14 protein-coding genes are annotated in these 19,351 nt (G+C 41.3%); 3 read left to right on the forward strand and 11 right to left on the reverse strand.

Features of this window, described 5'->3' with window-relative positions; translation table 11 throughout:
• Window positions 1-104: 104 nt before the first annotated feature.
• The gene (locus Q0954_RS26940) at window positions 105-326 is read right to left on the reverse strand and encodes a hypothetical protein (RefSeq protein WP_004156358.1); all 222 of its coding nucleotides are present in this window, start codon (window positions 324-326) and stop codon (window positions 105-107) included.
• Between the two features lie 302 nt (window positions 327-628).
• A complete protein-coding gene (locus Q0954_RS26945; RefSeq protein WP_299462557.1) occupies window positions 629-1,168 on the reverse strand; it encodes a hypothetical protein in 540 nt (179 codons plus the stop codon).
• Window positions 1,169-1,359: 191 nt separating this feature from the next.
• Between Q0954_RS26945 and Q0954_RS26950 the strand changes: the two genes are divergently transcribed.
• Window positions 1,360-2,763, forward strand: a complete 1,404-nt coding sequence (locus Q0954_RS26950; RefSeq protein WP_299462560.1) for an MATE family efflux transporter — start codon at window positions 1,360-1,362, stop codon at window positions 2,761-2,763.
• On the opposite strand, the gene Q0954_RS26955 is transcribed toward Q0954_RS26950, so the two are convergent.
• Window positions 2,760-3,290: a hypothetical protein gene (locus Q0954_RS26955; RefSeq protein ID WP_299462563.1), complete on the reverse strand. Its 531-nt coding sequence runs from the start codon at window positions 3,288-3,290 to the stop codon at window positions 2,760-2,762. The two genes, Q0954_RS26950 and Q0954_RS26955, sit on opposite strands and share 4 nt — an antisense overlap.
• Before the next feature lie 165 nt (window positions 3,291-3,455).
• Between Q0954_RS26955 and Q0954_RS26960 the strand changes: the two genes are divergently transcribed.
• Window positions 3,456-7,622, forward strand: coding sequence for a PAS domain-containing protein (locus Q0954_RS26960; RefSeq protein ID WP_299462566.1), 4,167 nt, complete (start codon window positions 3,456-3,458; stop codon window positions 7,620-7,622).
• A 690-nt stretch (window positions 7,623-8,312) separates the two neighbouring features.
• Complete coding sequence (locus tag Q0954_RS26965; protein ID WP_299462569.1) at window positions 8,313-10,490, forward strand: 7TM diverse intracellular signaling domain-containing protein; 2,178 nt, start codon at window positions 8,313-8,315, stop codon at window positions 10,488-10,490.
• Window positions 10,491-10,552: 62 nt separating this feature from the next.
• On the opposite strand, the gene Q0954_RS26970 is transcribed toward Q0954_RS26965, so the two are convergent.
• The 8 genes from Q0954_RS26970 to Q0954_RS27005 all read right to left on the reverse strand — a co-directional run bounded on the left by Q0954_RS26970 (window position 10,553) and on the right by Q0954_RS27005 (window position 19,317).
• Complete coding sequence (locus Q0954_RS26970) at window positions 10,553-11,875, reverse strand: tetratricopeptide repeat protein (protein ID WP_299462572.1); 1,323 nt, start codon at window positions 11,873-11,875, stop codon at window positions 10,553-10,555.
• Window positions 11,876-12,062: 187 nt separating this feature from the next.
• Window positions 12,063-13,127, reverse strand: coding sequence for a type IX secretion system membrane protein PorP/SprF (locus tag Q0954_RS26975; RefSeq protein WP_299462575.1), 1,065 nt, complete (start codon window positions 13,125-13,127; stop codon window positions 12,063-12,065).
• Between the two features lie 36 nt (window positions 13,128-13,163).
• Window positions 13,164-15,071 (reverse strand): FG-GAP-like repeat-containing protein, encoded by a 1,908-nt coding sequence (locus Q0954_RS26980; RefSeq protein WP_299462578.1) that lies wholly within the window; start codon window positions 15,069-15,071, stop codon window positions 13,164-13,166.
• A 192-nt stretch (window positions 15,072-15,263) separates the two neighbouring features.
• Window positions 15,264-16,106: a hypothetical protein gene (locus Q0954_RS26985; protein WP_299462581.1), complete on the reverse strand. Its 843-nt coding sequence runs from the start codon at window positions 16,104-16,106 to the stop codon at window positions 15,264-15,266.
• 282 nt (window positions 16,107-16,388) lie between these two features.
• Window positions 16,389-17,006, reverse strand: coding sequence for a trimeric intracellular cation channel family protein (locus tag Q0954_RS26990; protein ID WP_299462584.1), 618 nt, complete (start codon window positions 17,004-17,006; stop codon window positions 16,389-16,391).
• Window positions 17,007-17,145: 139 nt separating this feature from the next.
• Window positions 17,146-17,868: a hypothetical protein gene (locus Q0954_RS26995; protein ID WP_299462586.1), complete on the reverse strand. Its 723-nt coding sequence runs from the start codon at window positions 17,866-17,868 to the stop codon at window positions 17,146-17,148.
• A 15-nt stretch (window positions 17,869-17,883) separates the two neighbouring features.
• Complete coding sequence (locus Q0954_RS27000; RefSeq protein ID WP_299462588.1) at window positions 17,884-18,681, reverse strand: sugar phosphate isomerase/epimerase; 798 nt, start codon at window positions 18,679-18,681, stop codon at window positions 17,884-17,886.
• An 81-nt stretch (window positions 18,682-18,762) separates the two neighbouring features.
• On the reverse strand, window positions 18,763-19,317 hold the full coding sequence (locus Q0954_RS27005; RefSeq protein ID WP_299462591.1) for a hypothetical protein: 555 nt from the start codon (window positions 19,315-19,317) through the stop codon (window positions 18,763-18,765).
• Between the last annotated feature and the right edge of the window lie 34 nt (window positions 19,318-19,351).

Here is a 19,351-nt window from a genome sequence, read left to right on the forward strand (position 1 = left end):
GACATCTCTCCAGAACAAGTCAATGATGCCCTAAACAGGTTTTCATTTGGTAACGAATAATCTGTAGAGTTTTAAGTTTTTATGCTATTTATTACCTGGAATTTTTATCTTGCTTTGATTACATCTGCTACATACACCACACGGGTATCGTTTTTTTTGGCAGCATTGCTCATTGTTGCCTGAGCAAAGCTGACTTCCATAAAACCTTCTTTGTGTTCTTTGGTAATAGTACCTTGTTTTAATGCTAAAAAGCCACCGTCTACAGGCAAGTAAGGGAATATGACCTGGTCGCCTATACTCAACTTTCTTCCATTGTAATCTTTCATAGTCGTATTTTGATGTTTATTTTTGTGAAGATATATTTCTTGAATTAATACAAGCTGTATTATTAGCTGTAAACGTAAAAAAAGGGATACAAGGTTTGGCTAAACAAAAGTTTTGAACAGAACTTATACTTGTTACCAAAACAGTTAACGAGGCTACTAATAGCTTAAGGTATAACTGGTTGGGTTAGCCTTGCATTTTCAAAACTTTACTCTCCTGTTTTGCCTATGACACAAAAAAACGTGCGACAGCCTGACAAGGACATCGCACGTTCATCAAAAGTGGAGGCTATGTTTATAATAGCTTATTTTTTATCAATTAAGCGGGAAAGTGCGGCAGATATAGAGCGTAAACTACCCGATTTTTCACTCAAAATATCATTGGCTTCGTTTACTCCAGCTACTCCTTTGTTCATTATGCCATTTACTTCTACCACAATATTGTTGGCATCTTCCATTACTTTGGCGGCCATCTCTTTTTGCTTACCACTAAAACGCATTGCTTGCACTTTTTTTTGTTTTTCTTTTACGGCGGCAAGCTCTTTCTTAATGCTCGAAAGCTTCTCTATAAAAGGCGCTTCAAGTATTGTGTTGGCTTCGGCAAGCAAGCTGGCTTTTTCCTTGCCGTTGCTCATCTCGTTTGCTTGATTGATTTTTTGTTGGGCTTTTTTGAGTTCCAACATTAATATGTTTTTAAATGCGGGAAATTCTTTAGCCAATGATTCCATCTTTTTTTTGTTTCCCTCAATGGATACTTTTTCGCTTTTAATTTCTCCGCTATTGCCACAGGCACTCATTGCCAACATGGTGACAATGATTAAATACACCCTTTTCATTACTTTCATTTTGTTCTATTTTTTATCATTTAAACAGTTCTGCAAGACACTTTAAGTGCGCTTATTCTTTTACAAATTTACCAAATTAAGTGTTAAACGCTGGAATTAGCAAACAGATTTGTTAATCAACCGTTACTTTGTTTGCTTTGCAAGCTTTTTAATCAAAACCCTTTACGCATCAAACTACATTATTTGCTACCATGATACGGAAACGTAAAAACACGAGCTTTGAGAAACCTGCCATTGACCTGAGCAAAACCCCTGTCAGTCGGTTGTTTTTTTCGTATTATTTTCCTGCGGTTGTTTCTATGCTTTCGGTGACTGTGCACCAAATAGCGGATGGGCTTATACTGGGGCAAAAAGTGGGCAAAGACGGGGTGGCTGCTATTGGATTATACGCACCTGTACTTATTATTTTTATTGCCATAGTATTGATGCTAATGATAGGGGGAGGCATTTTGTTTGCGAAAAATATTGGGTCGGGTCGCTCAGACAAAGCCCTGGAGGTTTTCCAGTTTGCTACTACCATTAGCCTTGTGTTGGGAGGAGTGGTAGCTTTGAGTGCGCCCTGGCTTGCGGAGCCGATGACTAGATTGTTGGCAGGCAACGAATCGGGCAAAGTGTTTATCTATACGCTCGACTATACTTTTTGGGCGTTGTTATGGTTACCCATATTTTTATTGAGAGTGTTATGGGGTGGCTTTACCAACAACGATCAGGCGCCAAAGGTAAGCCGCAATGCTACTTTACTAGCTTCGGTGTGTAATATTGGACTCGACCTATTGTTTGTTATGGTATTTGATTGGGGAGTTGCTGGGGCATCTATTGCTACTGGAATATCACTATTGGTAGCATTGCTTTATATTGGTTGGTACATAGCACAAGGTAAAAAAAACCTGCATTTTCAAGGGTTTCGTTTGCGTTTCAGATTGGGCGAATGGCAACAGTTTTTTTTGCTGGGGCTCCCCTCTTTTGCTTCAGAAATTGCTTTTGCTGTAGGTTTTATCATTGTTAACCAAAGCTTGATTGGTTATGGCAAACTTGCCGTAGCTGCCTTTGGAGTCATCAATTACCTCAGTTTTATATTTTTTAGGTTTTTGGCAGCCGTATTTATAGCCATGCAGCCCATTATATCTTTTAATATGGGGGCAGGTAAGCCCGATCGGGTATTGGCTATTCTTAGGTTTTGCATGTTGTTTGCGTTGGGTTTGGGGTGTTTTATTACCTTGTTGGGTAGTTTTACCAGCCAACCATTGTTACATCTGTTTTCGGGCAATGCGTCGACCGCTTTTTACGAACTTGCCGAGCCTGCGTTTAGTATTTATTTTTGGTTGTTTGTTGGTTTGGGAGCTAACAGTGTGTTGTCGTTGTATTTGCAAACAATAGGCAAAACCCTATTGGCTATAACAATGAATATTACCCGAAGCATTGGTTTGGTATTATTGCTTGTATGGTTTCTGCCCAGCGTAATGGGGGGCGATGGAGTATGGGCTGCCAAGCCAGTGGCAGAGCTTGCCACTATATTGTTGATGGGATTGTTTACATTAGTTTACCGAAAGCATTATTACAGCCATGGTGCCATTGTACAACAAAACAAAAACTAAGGGCTAAAAACTACAGTTACCTCAGTATAGTGCCTACATGGACTGCCATTTATGTTGGGAGTCAAGGTATATTGTCCTTTGACATGGCATACTTGCTCAAAATTATAGTTTTTTTTGAGCCATTGCCCAGTCCAGGTTTGGCGTGCTGCCTCTGGTTCACTCAGTTCTTGCGCCAACCCTTGGTTGAACATGTCCAGGTTGTCAGAAACACCTCTGCCTGCTACCCAGGTAGATTTAAAACGTTCAAAGTTTTTTCCAGCATTTATTTCAGTATCAATCAATAAACGAAGCACATAACTTCCCCTGACGTGTGGGTCAAGGTAGTGGCCATGTTTGTCTTTCATGGTGAGCATTCCTGTAAACGTACCATCATCTTTGATAGATCCTTTGCCAAGTTGTTTGAGAATGGGGCGACCAGTGGCCGCAGATAGGTGTCCATTGTCAAATTTTACAAATAGTAAACCTTCCTCGTCTCTAAATACGTGGTATGTAATTCCTTTAGATGTGGCTTTGTCTATGAGTTGCATGTGGTGTCAAAGTACATACTTTTTGCGAAAATACCAACCCCAAGAAAACCTTGTGAAATAGTTTTTTTTTGCTAATTTTATCAAGGTTCGTTTTTGTGCCAATGCTCATAACAAAAACACCTGTCGACCTACATCAAAAATATACGATTCACTTATTGTTAAATTATGGGGCATATACCAGCGTCTGTTAATACTGAGTTGCTCAATTTTATTGCGAATAGTACCCGTTTACCGGTAATTGTTACCCGTATTACTGGAGAAATTATGTGGGTAAATCAAGGGACGACTGCTTGGTTTGGGTACACTCAACAAGAGTTGGTAGGTACGCATATATATACCTGGCAAGCTCAAGAGCAATCTGCTCTGAAGCAGGTTTTGTCGGGTAAAGCAAACATTGAACAAGCGTTTGTTTTTATTGATAAGCAAGCCCAGGAACATCGGGTGAAATTTGAGGTTTCTCCTCAACAAGAGCAGGTAGTTTTTTTTGGGCACGAGATAAACAAACCTTTGGCTGTCGCCCACAACTCTTTGCGTTATCATCGTCAACTCGAAGCCTTGATAAACAATTATCCTGGTGGTGCCATTACCATTGTAGACAAAAACCTGCGTTTGATATACCCACAAGGACAAACTTACCAACAGAGCACGCTTGGCGCCCAATTATTTAAAGGAAAACATCTTAAAGATTTTGCTCCGGAAATGGTGTATCAGGCGCTATTGGACAAAATGCCTTTGCTGGAGGGTAAACAGTCGTTTAGTCATAAGGTAAAGATCAAAGACTTTACTTTTACCAATGTGTATCAACCCGTGTTTGACGAAAATGGCGAACTTGATTCTATTATCATTATTACCAACAATGTGACAAGGTTGCACCATTACCAACAACAGGTGACCGAACACCAAGGCAAATACCAGGCATTGTTTGAGTTGGCAAGTGATGCCATTATGTTGGTAAACCCTGTTAGCCGGGAAATAATAGACGCCAACCAAGCTACTGTGCAATTGTTGGGTTATAGCAAAAAAGAACTCCGAAAACTTAACAGAAACGATATTATTGCTGCTGAAGTACGAGACGAGACTTTGCAAAACTGGGCTAAACAGTTGAATGAAAAAGAAGAAGCCAGGCTGGATACAGTATGGGTAAACAAAGAAGGACAGACTGTATTGGTAGAAGTGTTGGGGAAAGTTATTGATTTGCCTGGCGAAGAAGTGCTGATGTTGATTGGGCGTGACAGAACCGAGTATATTAAGATTCAACAAGAGCTTCGGCAAAGTCATTTGATTTATCAAAGTTTATTTGAGAATGCCTTGGATGCTATCTTGCTGGTAAATGACGAAGGGCGTTATGTTGATGTAAACCCTGCTGCTTGTAAATTGCTAGGCTATAGCAAAGCAGAGTTGTTGAATTTGAGCGTATGGGACATTACTCCAAATACAAACCAAACAGAGGGTAGGAAAATCTGGCAAACTTTTATCAACCAGACATACCTCACTGGAGAGTATGAGGTAGTGTGTAAAGATGGCACCATACGTATTACAGAGTTTCATGCGGTGCCCAACATTCAAGCGGGTTTACATCTGTCAAACCTTCAGGATATTACTGGTAGAAAGGCGATGGAAAAGGCGCTTGCTGATACTACCAGAGATTTGAAAGAGGCAGTACAGGCGGGCAATGTAGGGTTGTGGTATTGGGACTTGCACACCAATACAGCCGAATACTCGCCTGAATGGAAAAAGCAGTTGGGGTATGCAGAAGAAGATGTTTTCAATACTTTTGAAGATTTTACAAGTAGGGTGCACCCCGATGACCAACCTCTTTTGAATGCAAAAATAGCGGAGGTAATGGCGGCTGAAGTACAAAAAATAGAGTGGAGCTTCAGGCTTTGCCGTAAAGACGGTTCTTATTGTTGGGTGTCGTTACAAGGGGCTGCTTTTACAAACGAAGCAGGCAGTCTGGTACGCATCAAAGGCACTCAGCTTGACATTACAGAAAGTAAAAAAATGCTTCAGGACTTGAAAGAAAGCGAAAATCGCCTGGAACTTGCGTTGAGTAGTGCAGGGCTGGGTACCTGGGATTGGAGCCTTCAAACTGGGGAAATTATTTTTAACGAACGTTGGGCTAAAATTTTAGGCTATACACCAGAAGAGATTGCCCCCAACATAAGTACTTGGGAAAAGATAAGGGTACACCCTGACGATATGCCCAGAGTAGAACAAGCCCTGAGCGATCATCTGGAAGGTAAAACTTCTATTTATAGAGAAGAGCAACGCCTAATGACTAAATCGGGTAAGTGGAAGTGGGTGTTGGACACAGGAAAGGTGTTTGTGAGGGCTAAACACGGGGCTCCGCTCAGGGCAGTAGGTACTTGCCTTGATATTGATGAGCGCAAACGCAATGAAGAAGAACTTAAATCACTCAACCATAAGTTTCAACTGGCTTATGAAGCAGCCTCTATTGGTGTATGGGAACACAACTATAAAACTGAGCAGTCTATTTGGGACGACAAGATGTATGAAATTTTTGGGGTAAGCCGCCAAACGTTTAAAACCGAAAAACAAAGCTGGCTTGAGCAATTAGTGCACCCTGACGACCGAAGCAGGCTCAAAGAAGAAATAGCTACCTTTTTTCATTTGGGTATCACTATTCAAGAAAACGAATTTAGGGTGATTACCCCCGGAGGCAAGACCAAGTACTTGAAAAGCAGTGCTTATATAGAGTATGACAACAATGGAAACCCTCTTTTTGGTACAGGGCTGAGCATAGACCTTACTTATATAAAAGAAGCCGAAGCAAAAGCTAAACAAGCTAGTAAAGCCAAGTCAGAGTTTTTAGCCAATATGAGCCACGAAATAAGGACTCCGCTCAATGGAGTGATTGGTTTTGTAGACTTGTTGCTCGAAACCTCGCTGAATGAGTCACAAAAAGAGTACCTCAAAACGGTGCACCAGTCAGCCCACACCCTGCTTGACATTATTACCGATATTTTGGATTTTTCTAAAATAGAGGCAGGTAAAATGGAAATTTCTATTACCCAAACTGACCTGATGCGCCTGATTAACCAAGTAGTATCGGTAGTAAAATATACTGTATACCAAAAAAAACTGGAGCTGTTGTTAGACCTGCCCGATGATTTGCCTCAATTTATATACGCAGATGATGTACGCTTTAAACAGATATTGACCAACCTGATGTCTAATGCAGTAAAATTTACAGAGGCAGGAGAGGTAGTACTTAAGGTAGAGCTACTTAAGCAACTGCCAGACAATGAAGCTATTTTTCGGTTTTCGGTCAAAGATACAGGGGTAGGTATTGCTCCCGAAAAACAAAGCAAAGTGTTAGAAGCTTTTTCTCAGGAAGATGCGTCAACTACGCGTAAGTTTGGTGGCACTGGATTGGGGCTTACTATTACCAACAAACTACTGAAGCTCATGGAAAGCAGGCTCAAGCTGAAAAGTGTACCAGGCGAAGGTAGTATTTTTTATTTTGATGTGTGCTTTAAGTATGAGCCAAACAGCCAGGATAACAACTGGGCTGACCTTACCACAATAAAGAAAGTGATGGTGGTAGATGATAATGAAAAAAGCCGTCAGTTAATGCATGAATTGCTCCATCGACAAGGTATGGAAGTGTCATTGGCCAAAAATGGTATAGAGCTTTTGCAAAAGCTTACCCAAGGGCAACGGTATGATGTTATTTTGATTGATTACCAAATGCCTTTTATGGACGGTTTGCAGTGCATCAAAAAAATTAGAGAGGACTTAAGAATACTACGTGCGCAACAAGAAATTATACTGTTAAGCAGTGTGGGTAATAGTGAAGCGATTCAACAACAATGCAACGAGTATGGGGTAGGGCAAAGCCTGGTAAAACCTATCCACAGACAGCAATTATACAGTGCTTTGCATAAACTGGCGCATACTCGTCATGTAGAAAATTATGCGAACCAAAAGGCTTACAAAGTGTTGATCGTAGAAGATAACGAGATTAACGCCATCCTTACACAAAGTATTTTGGAACGCATTCTGCCCAATGCTACTATCAAAGAAGCCCTCAACGGAGCCGAAGCAGTAGCACAGTACCAAACCGAAGCGCCTGACCTTATTTTTATGGACATACAAATGCCTGTGATGAACGGGCATGAGGCTTGCAAAGAAATAAGACGATTGGAGCAGGACTTTTCTCATCCAACCAAAATTATTGCGCTTACCGCCAATACTTCAGCAGGTGAAAAGGAAAGGTGTTTAGCTTCGGGAATGGACGATTATTTGAGCAAGCCTATTGCCCAGACAATGATCGAAGATTTGCTTATAAAATGGCTCAACATTGATTAAATACACTATTGAAGTTTCAATAGTCCATAGCCTTGACAAGGTTCTAGGTATACCTTGTTCCACAAGTAACCACACTTTTATATCACGTTGATTTTTAGCAACTTATAAAAAGCGTAGTTAGAAGCTGATTCGAGTAAATGTTCTCTTGTTAAATGCTGTAAACCAGTGCTTTATGTTTAGGTTGCGTACTCACTCTATTTTTAAAAGTGTTTCGGTCTTATGCCTAAACACCCAATTAAATAGTTTTTAAATTCATCAATAAATGATCACCAGCAAACAACTTTGACTAAAATCACTGCGGAGTATTGAGTTTATACAAGCGTTTATATATTGAGCGTTCAAAGTGAGCGTGTTGGGTTTGTGTACTACATTGATGTTTTTGAAACATTATAATTTGGTTTTAGCTGTTATACTTAAACAAAAATGGTTTTGAGGATGGATTTTGACTAATTGCCTGAATACCAACATTAATCAACCGAAGCTACAGCTTTGCTGTGCTCAGCAAAGCTAATCCTGTAAATCCTAAAACCGAGTCTATTTATAAATCCCGACTCATCGGGGCAGCTTGCTGTGACGAGCTCACTGCAGGTAATCACTTTCATCTTAGTATACCTTTACCTTTCTTACTCGTTTAAAGTAAATAAGAGTTTGTTCAAGTAAGGCTTACCCATCATTATTATACAACTTACGATGTTGTTTCTGAAAAATAAATCAAAGGACTACCGTTTTAGTTCAACCCTGGTGTTGTTGTTATGGCTGGGGCTACACACCACTTATGGGCAATCGACCATTGTAATTACCCAAACCCAACAAATGCAGTTGATTGGCAAGCAGGTATTGTATTATGAAGATACCACCGCAAGACTCAACTTAGAAGATGTCAGACAACCCAGGGTACAACAACAGTTCAAACCTCTCAACAAAGATATTTTTAATCAAGAGCCCAGCCAGTCGGTGCTTTGGTTTAAGTTGATAGTGCAAAACAAAACCGGACAAGATCTTTGGTTGGAAACGGGTGACTCATTTGCCTATTATATCGACTTTTATCGCCCCAACGCTGAGGGTAAGTACACCTCGCCCATCAAGTTAGGGGTGTTGCGCCCAAAAGAAAATAAGTTAGTAGCCTCTAATTTTTATTATGTGCCCTTGTCTAAGTCTGACTCAGTACAAACTTACTATTTGCGCAAAGCAGGTGATTTTACCCATTACCACGTATTTCAAGCAGGTACTCCTCAGGCGTTGCACAAACACATAAAAGTGTATGACTATATTTTGGCGGGCTTTTTAGGCGTTATTTTGTCCCTTGCACTGTACAACCTGATGCTTTTTTACTCTACTAAAGATAAGATATACCTCATCTATGTAGTTTATTTGCTTTACTCTTTTGTCAATGTTCCATTCAACAATGGCTATGCTTTGTTTGAAGGGAGCTTTTGGTGGCAATATTTCTATGTGTGGAGCAATCCTATATTTATTGTTATCAGTTTGTTTGTTATACACTACCTTCAGTTGTCAATCATTGCCCCCCGTTTGTGTCGTTGGATACAAGCGATTACAATACTCCTTTCGGGCATATTTCCATTACTCAATCTATTCCATTATCCACACTTTGTGCATACGGTGATGCCTTATCAATTAATATTGATGGTATATATGTGCAGTTTGTTGGGAGCGGGTGTATATGTGTGGTACCAAGGTTTTAAAAATGCCCGTTTTTATGTGATGGGTTGGTTCTTTGCCATTGCTAGTGTGTTTATCCATATTCTGGCGCTCGAAGGTATTTTGCCTTCTCATCAATTGTTTCATCATAGTATTTATATTGGTGTAAGCCTGGAGGCACTCCTGTTTGCCCTGGCACTAGGCGATCGATGGAATTTGCTCAAAAAAGAGAAAGAAGTAGTACAGGCCGAAAACCTGCGTTTGGTCGAACAACAAAACAATTTGCTTGCCCAAAAGGTAGAAGAAAAAACCAAAGAGTTGCAGTTGGCGTACGAAGAAGTACAAACAAACAATGATGCCCTAAAAATAACTCAAGAAGTAGTAGCAAGTCGTAATGAATTGCTTGCTGCGCAAAATGATGAATTGTCTTTGTATCGTACCCGTATAGGGCAAAGCTTCAGAGCGGCACAAATGATTCAGGTAGCTTTGTTGCCACCCAGCGAAAGTATGACAATGGCTTTTGCCGATTACTTTGTGTTTAATAGACCTAAAGATGTAGTGTCGGGTGATTTTTACTGGTTGTATACCTATAAACAAACCAAAGTGTTGGTAGTGGCCGATTGTACCGGACACGGAGTACCAGGGGCTTTTATGACTTTTATAGGCAATAATTTATTGGATAAAATCATTAAAATTAACGGTGTTACCCAACCCTCCAAGATACTCAGTGCGCTTAATCGTGAGGTACAAATGGTTTTTCAGCAACAGGGAGCCACCAAAGGCTACGAAGGGGGTATGGATGCTGCAGTGGTCGCGTTTACTGCATTGCCCAACCAAACTACTGAGGTAATATTTGCCGGAGCCAAAAGTAACTTATGGTACATTAGTTCGCCACAACATACCTTACACGAAATTACAGGTACTCGAAGGTCGGTAGGGGGCTTTCAGCCCAAGGGTAAAAAACCTTACCAAACGCATCGTATTGAGCTACCTCCACATAGTTTGCTCTATTTGGGTTCTGATGGCTTGCCTGACCAAAACAATGAGCAACGCCATAAATTTGGCAGCGCACAGCTCAAAAATATATTACTACAAAATGCCCATTTGACGCTCCAGGTACAAAAGCAACGCCTTGCCCAAGCATTGCAACAACACATGCAAGACACCGAACAGCGCGATGATATTTTGTGGGTTGGGGTAAAATTATAGTGATTTTAGCCAGCAATTAGTAATTGTTGATGCTCCCTTACTTTACAAGCCATGAAAAACACTTACTCACCCCCGTTTTTCTTCTTTTCTTGTTGCTCTTTTAGCTTGCGTAAGTACTCTTGTTGGCGTTTTTTGATCTTTTCTTGTTGTTCTTTCAGTTTGCGTTGATATTCCTCTTGCTGTTTTTTTATTCGGTCTTGTTGTTCCTTGAGCTTACGCTGATATTCTTCTTGTTGTTTTTTGACTCTTTCTTGTTGCTCTTGCAACATTTTTTTGTAAGCCTCCTGGCGCTTCTTCTCCTTTTCGCGCAGCTTACGCAAATATTCTTGTTCTTGCTCATAATATGCCTGCCTGATAGAATCTTCACGGCGACGGAGCTCTTCCAGTTTTATTTTATTACGAATACCCCAATAAGCATCACGCGAAGCAATATGGTTAGGGTCTTGCTCCATGGCTGCTTTGAGGGTTTTCAATGCTTTTTGGTCAAGGTTTTGGTAGGTGTAGCACAGCCCCAGGTAGTAGTGGGTGCGTTCAAACTTACGGTTATACTTTAAGGTGTTTTCTAAATACTCTTGTGCCTCTTTGTATTTGCCCAAGTCGAAAGTGTAACGTCCCAGGTAATAACTTGCCTGGTATATTCCGGGATTTGTCTGGTAGGTTTTTTTATAAAAAACACGGGCACTATCCACCTTGCGTCTTTGGCGATAAGCCTCTGCTTTATTGTAATTTAAATAATCGTGTCCTGGCTCATATTGCAGTCCCATGCTGGCATACTTAATGGCTGTTTTGGGCATGTCATACTGATTAAACAAAGTAGCCAGGCTGTTATAAGCATTGGCATAATCGGGGCGTTTTCGAATGGCACGAAACAAAAAACGCTTGGCATTTGCGGTATCTTGTTTTTCTAGTGCAAGGTTACCCTTGATAAAGTCAATGCGAGGATCCTTGGGCAGCATTTGTGTGGCAAGGTTCAGTGTTTTGCCTGAGGCATCAAACTTTTGATTGATGAGTAAAAGTTCGCCCGATTGAATGAGTGTTTCAGGGTTTTTGGGGTCTAACTTGCGGGCTTGCAAAATAGCTGAAAGTGCTTTTTTAAACTCCTTGTTTTGGCGGTATACCTGAGACAGTAAAAAGTAGTACTTGGCTTGTTGATTATCTGCTTTGATGGCACTTTGCACATCGTCAAAAGTTTTGTCATAGTTGTCCTTATGGTAATGAAACAACGCCCTTTTATAATAATTTTCGGCACTTTTGGGGTAGTTTTCAATGGCATCGTTCAGTGCCCTGAAACTCGGCTCCGAAAGATAGTTGTCAGTATCTGGTACATCGTATACCGTGTCGTTTTCACGCACGTAGCGGTCGCAAGCCCATAGTGTGCTTGCCATAACTATGATTAATAACCTTTTGAACATAGGAATATATGAATTTCAAACGAGGACGAAGTTAAAAAATAAAGTGTAAACGGAGAGGAGATTGGGGGAATTTATTCAAGAGCAATAAGTTTCAAGCTACAAGTACCAAGTCGCAGGTATACAGCTTGGCATTTGTAGCTTGAAACTCAGCCTGCCTACACTATTTCTTAATCTTTCTTTTTTTTCTTTTAGGTTCTCCAATCAATTTGCGAAAAGCAAGTGCTACCTCTGGTATACCATTGCCTTCGCCCAGTTCAAGGTTAGAACCAAAGCGGAGGTCATAGCTTAAGCCCAGAATAAAATGAGGGGTGTAATACTCAAACGAAAATATCATGGCATTGTCAATGCTATACCAGGCACCTACCCCAATGCTGGTGTGTGGGTCTTCTTGTTTAGGGTGAATCTTGGTGAGCACTCCCACATTTACCTGACTGCTGTTGCGTTGCTGTATCCAACGTATTTTGGGCAATACCGTAAAGCGGTCGTTATCGTATACCCTCAACCCGGCAGCAGCCACCATACGCAGGGGCAACAAGTCTGTATTTTGGTTGGCGGCACGCTCAAAAAAAGTAACATTGGGTTGGTTAAAATTATAAGCCGAAAGACTGAAATAATTTTTAAACCGCCCGTGTTTGTCTTCTGAGTAAAGCATCATTCCGGCACTAAAAGTAGCAAAGCCCACAGCGCTGCCTACAAAGTCTTCGTTTGCCGGAAGAGATGGGTCAGCCCCTCCGTATACAAACTGGCTTTCGGTGACCAAGTCGGTTTCCAGGCTACGGCGAAAATACCCCATTTGCATACCAAAACTTAAATAACTGGTACCTCCCACATCAATGTTATGGGCATAAGTAAGATGCCCTCCGGTAGTTCTTAGTTTGGTTTGGTCGCTGCCTTTTTCTACATCTTGCAACACCGAAACCCCAAGACCTCCCCAACGGTGTACATGCTCAATCTTACCAAAAGCAGTATTATTTCTAGACCTTTGGTTAATAAAAGGAACTACCACCGACAACATAGAGGTAGCGTAAGATTGCCCGGTTTGGGTAAGTTGGGTACGATAATTAAGCATTGCCAATAACTCGCTTTTGGCAGCCACAGCCGCAGGATTGAGCAACAGTGGGCTATGATGAAACTGTGAATACTGAATATTTTGGGCAAAAGCTGTATGACCAATCAGGCTGAAGAGTAAGCAAAACCCAGCAAATGTCTTTTTGAAAAAACTCATTGTATGCTATATTTTATGTTTTGAAAGAAGCAGGTACTAACGTACCAAAACCACACTTCCGCTATTGTTACCATTGAATGTAAGGGTTTTGCCATCGGCAAACTTGCCTTTGACATACCACATATATACCCCAGCAGGTTGGTTTTTACCGTTGAGTTTGCCGTTCCACCCAAAATTGAGCGCCTCGTTTATATCACTGGTTTGGTACATCAACTTGCCCAGGCGGTCGAACACCCTAAAATTAATTTCACTTACATCTTCGTGAGTTACAATTCTAAAAAAATCGTTGGTTCCATCATTGTTTGGAGTAAAAGTATTGGGCAAAAAAGCATTACGATTGATTCCTGGGTCTATAGTAATGGCTACCTCCTCTGACCAGCCCGATGCACTAAAACTTTGGTCGATGGCTTGTACACTAATATAATAAGTTTTGCCCCAGCTCAGATTACGCAGTGTCCAGGTAGTATTGCCTTGAATATAACCTGCCTGCGCTATCTGTCTTAGTCCGGTAGTCAGGTGGGCATGAGGCGATTGGGTTTGAAGCTCGCCTGGTCTGAGTCCTACCCGTAGGTTATAGCTCAGTCCACTGGCAGGGGTAGAGCCGTCAGAGGAAGCGTTCCAGTTGAGTACCAAAGTATTAGATTGCGCCGGATTGATTGCTACTGTGAGGTTTGTAGGGGTAGCAGGTGGCGTATTGCTTGCAAAAGTAGAGGTTTGATTTCGGTAAAGAATTGTTCTGCCGTCAAAGTTTACACTGTCCAATCCGGCAATGACCATATCCAGGTCGCCATCGTTGTCATAGTCAGCCCAGCCAGCACTGCTTACTTGGGCATCTGTTACAGTTTTGGCGGTAGTATCTGCAGTCAATACCGTAAAACCGCCGCTACCATTGCCCTGATAAACCAGCGAATACACTTTTTTCAAAGAATCGTTGCGCCCCGTTAGCAGTATATCCAGATTACCGTCACTGTTATAGTCGCCCCATAAAGCCTTGCCTTGGTCAGCCTGGGCAATATTGGCACCAATATCATTAAATACTACTGTATCATTTACCAAGTCGTTTTGGTAAATTTTGGTCACTGCTTGGGTGCTGTCCCAACCAGTAAGCAACAAGTCAAGGTCACTGTCATTGTCAAAGTCTCCCCAGGCAATAGAGCCCCAGGCCACTGCCTTAAAACCCGCTAATTTGCTGTTTTCAAACGAACCGTTGCCCTTATTGCGGTAAACCTGCGTGGTGACCCCGGTAGAAAAACCGTCGGTAGTACCCATAAAAGCAAGGTCAGCGTCACCATCATTGTCATAATCGCCAAAAGCAATAGAGCCGTTATAAAACCCCGGAATATTGGTAATACCACTATTCTCCAGACTTCCCTGGCCGTTGTTACGATAAATAATGGTAGAGGCGCCTGTAGGCAAACCGTCGCTGGTACCTGTAATGGCAAGGTCTAAAAAACCATCGTTGTTGTAATCTACCCATGCCACTGCACTTGAAGAAACCCCCTGAAGGGCAACCCCACTATCAACAAATGAGCCACCATCGTTGCGGTAAAGGCGAGCCACCGTAGCAAACTCGGCATCTTCTCCGGTGACTATCAGGTCAAGGTCACCATCACTGTCATAGTCTCCCCAGGCTACTGCTCCCTTTTGTACACCTACTAGTTCGGTGCCAGTGTCGGTAAATGCACCATTGTTGTTTTGGTACAGTTTAGTGATAATTTGTGTAGTGGTTACATTGTTGGCGTTGACACTGTTAAAACCAGACACTACCAGGTCGAGATCGCCGTCGTTGTCATAATCTCCCCAAGCCACCGCACTGTTGTACACCCCCAAAAAACTTGTACTACCATTTACTGGGTTGGTTACTTCTGTAAAAGTTTGTGCCCACGCACTGGTATTAAGCAACAACAGGCATAGTACTCTTGCAATTACTTCTTTTTTTAGCATAATTAAATATGTAATAAGAGCTTTGTTAAAAACTAGTATTCAGGGAGTTATAGCATATTTTTATTGATTGTTTAGCCATAAAACCTCCCAATCGCTACCATCATTTAAGCAAGCTCAAATGAGTGATTAGGTATTGAAAGTTAGTCAAAAAAATGTTAACAGAAGGTTGAAAAATATCAATGATTTTCCAGGTTATTTGTCTGGTTGAATAATTTGATTTCTCAATATGGTTATTTCTTTAAAAATACGCTGCAGTGTTTTCTTCGGAATTTGCGCTTTTTTTTCTTCCACTATCAAAGTACCATCCGACCTTTTCTTGGTTACCTGACGGCTTGTCTTTATTTCGGCAAACGCCTCATGTAGTTTTTTCAATGAATTAATCAATTGGTGTACATAAGGCTTACTTTCATAAAAAGACAGCAAAGCTTCTATTTGTTCCAGCACCAGCTTTTGTTCTATAATCTCATGGGTCAGTATTTTGTTAGGCTTTTCCAGGTCCATGCTCACTGTCAGGTACATAGACTCAATCCAGCCCCCGGTAAGGCTTAACAACGAGAGCTCAGGCTTTTTTTGTTCGTTAAAACGATTGTCCAGCTTAGCAAAAATATCATTGGTAATTTTAAAAAGGGAGTCCAGGTCATCGCTGTGTGTTACGAGGCGTTGAATCACCTCAAAGTTAAACAGTTCGGTACAGCGTAAACTATCTGCCATGCGTTTAACCGCCGTAAGGTGTAAAAATGCCTGAGACTTGGCTTCGGGTGTGTCATGATAAATATTAATGTAGCCTAAGTCGGTGCTGTATACCCCCAGGTTGAGGGCTTGTTTGGCGTCAGAGTGGTAGCTTCTGGCATGACTAATGGGATTGAGTAGGTTTTTGCGAAACTTAATGCCCACATCTTTGATCAAGTAAGAAATTTCTAAAGAGTTGGGCAAGGTCTGGATCACGTTACGCAATAGTTGTTGTTCGGTTCTTTGCGCCAAGGCAACCCCCGACACACACAAAATAAGCAGGAGTGATGTAATGATGTTTTTCATATAAACGCTTTTGGAGTGGTTATCAACTTTTATTGTTCAAGCATAATACGCGTACTTGATACCGAAAGTTAATACATGTAAAAATAAAGCCCAAACAGCCGCTATAATCATACCTTTTTGCCTGGCTTATGCGCAAGGTGAGGTACTTATGCCTTGAAGGTACACTATGAACTAAACTTATGCCTCACCAGCAGTTTTGTAGGTAGTAGGGTATATCTGTTCATTGCCTATAACCACCCCAAAGTGGAGGTATATTATCTGTTTGCATAGAAATACATCGAGCTATTTTTCCTCTTCATACCGCCATACCCTCATTTGTAGTTGGTAGCGAATGGCAATAAACCGGATAATGATGATAAGTGAAACCGCGCTAATGGTTACATAAGGTTCGTTTATGTCGAAAAAACGCAAGACCATAAATAGCACCCCGCCCGACAAACAAGCCATGGCGTATATTTCTTTGTGAAAAATCAACGGAACTTCGTTGCAGAGTGTATCGCGAATGACTCCACCAAATACTGCCGACACCATTCCCATAAGTACTGCAATGGTGGGGTGTACGTTTAATAAGAGGGCTTTTTGCAACCCTAATACCGTAAATACCCCAATGCCTATAGTGTCAAATACCGAAAAGGTACGCCTCCACGAAATAATATAGCGACGAAACAATATGGCACACAAAAAACCAATGCCTATAGCATTGAGGTAGACAATATTTTTGACCCAACCCAATGGGTAACTCCCTAAGATAAGATCGCGTACGGTGCCACCACCCACTGCCGTGATAAAGGCAATAAAGGCTGTTCCGAAAAAATCAAGGCGTTTTTCGGCAGCAGCCAAAGCTCCACTAATGGCAAATACAAAAGTGCCAATAATGTCCAGCAAATCAAGTAAATCCATGCGGGCAAGGTAAAGGCTTGGTTTTATAAAAACAATAGGTGAACAGTTTTTTACTTGAGTAAACCCAAATAATATACTGAATTGTATTTATTGGTTGTTTATATGTAATTGATTGCTACATACAGGGTGTTTAATAGTATTATAAGGTAGTGCAATCGAATGGGTTTTTAAAGAAATTATTTTGCTGGGCTGCCGTCAATAAGTCTTTAATGGCTTGTGCTTGCTCGGTATTGTCGATAGGATAAGCTAAAGTGTGCTTAGTAGTATCAAACCCATCATCAGAATCAGTGATGATAACTTTTCCGTTTTCCTGCCAATCAACTTGGGTAATGAAAGCATACATAATCACTTCAGGGAGATTGGTGTACTCTGTACGATAAAGCAGACAATCTTCCTTAAAGGTAATGTATACATGGTCATCAACAGATTCTGGAGCAAACCCGATCCAAGCAACCCTTACAATAACAGTGGTAATGAAAAAGAACAGTAAGGAGCCAGGAAAACCCATTAAAGCATCATATCTATCCTCAGTTTCAGTGAGTATCAGCAGAATAAACGTAAACGGGATATGAATGGCAAGTACCACAAAAAACGATGAACTCAGTATCTTTTTGTAAGATACATTATTTGGTTTGCAATAATTGGTAGTACTTATCTTATAATCATAAACAGGCAATTGTTGATAGGCTTGTGCTATGCTCAGTTTTGTAGGTGTGTTATGTTGCTTATTGTGTAGATTCTTTTTAGGTGTTGAAATAGTTTTAGCTTGTGCTATGATTGAGTCATACTGATCCCAAAAAACGCTTTCATCAGTGTAATCACGCCAAAGCGTCTTTGCCTTATTTTCTAGTGGGTTTGTCATTACTTATTTATTTTTTTAATCATATTGCCGCTTCAGCGCCTCATAAGATTGAAGGTAAGCTTCACGGCTTTTTACCTCTATAATAATCCAAGGATGAGTGCCTGAGCTTTGCTCAATGTTTGCCAACGCCTCAAAGAAACCTGTAAAATCCATGTTTCCCTGGGTGTAGGCTATGTGCTCATCGCGTTTGCCAAAATTGGCGTGCAAATGTACATAGCCCAATTGGTGGCTATAAGTGTTTACCCAATCCACCACATTCTTGTTGTCGCCAAATACGTTTAAATGACCTGTGTCGAGGCAGGTAGCAAACACTTGTGGATCGAGCTGGTTGAGTATTTGGTGAATGTGATCAGCAGTAGGTTCACCCGTATTTTCAAGATAAATAGTAATGCCATGTTTTTGGGCATTGGGCTGCAAGGCCTTCCAAAACTCTATTTGCTGCCCTACCCAATAGCGTTTCATTTCTTCATCGCTGCGCCGCGAGGTATAATTAGGATGAAACACTACCTTATTGATGCCTAGTTCGTGGGCAATTTCTAGGCTTTGGCGCATTCTAAACTCTGCCACTTGCCTAATCATAGGCTCACGTACTGCAATACGCAAATCCCAAAAAGCGCCATGCATGGTCACTGGATAGGGAAACCCCTTGAGAATTTTTTGAGTTTCTTTGATATTTTTTTCCAGTGCTCCCTCAGCAAGTACCTCAGGAAAAGCAAAGCCAGACAATTCTATACCCAATCCTTTTTGCGCCATTTCGTCGGCAACTCGTTGGTCAAGGTCTAGTATAGATACTAAAATAGGTGGGGTGTTCATAGTAGATCGTTTTTTCTTAAGTAACACGAGGCAAGCCGTAAGCAACCAGTTGTTTGTTATTGAAGCTTGTAAGTATAATGGTTATGCCAGGTCAAAATCAACCTTTGCCTTTTCCACTCCATTTACGATAATCACCAGATGGTGTTTACCCGGATAGTGTTTTCTTGTGGTCATGTTTTTAAGGCTTTGTTTGCGTTCAAACGTTTTTGCCTCATTTTGGGCATATTCGCTTTCGTTTATCTGGAATATTTTACGCGAAGTACTCCCGTTGGCTTTCATGTAGTCTATGCCGTACTCTACCCTGAGCTTGGCGGCTTGGTTTGCTTTTACAGTAAACGAAAACTCCAGGTCGTTGCCAATGACCAAAGATGTTTTTTTCAGTTGCAGTTTTTCTATTTGCACCTTGGCAGCATTGCCAAAGCCAAAAATAGCCAATACTTCAGTGTTGCCCTGTTTGAGCAAAGTACGGCAGGCGTGTTTTACTATCCAGTTGGTAGCTTTGTTGTGGCCAAACCAGGATTTAGCCGTTTTTATCACAATGTCAGGGTGGTCTTTAGCAATATCGTTCAAGTTGTTTGCCACACTACGACGTACATAGTCAGTAGCCCCCACAGGCATTGCCTGATCTTCAGGCAACTACCTGATCTAGCGTTTAGCCCACTACATGTGG

The organism is uncultured Microscilla sp. (assembly GCF_947493425.1).
Lineage (GTDB): Bacteria > Bacteroidota > Bacteroidia > Cytophagales > Microscillaceae > Microscilla.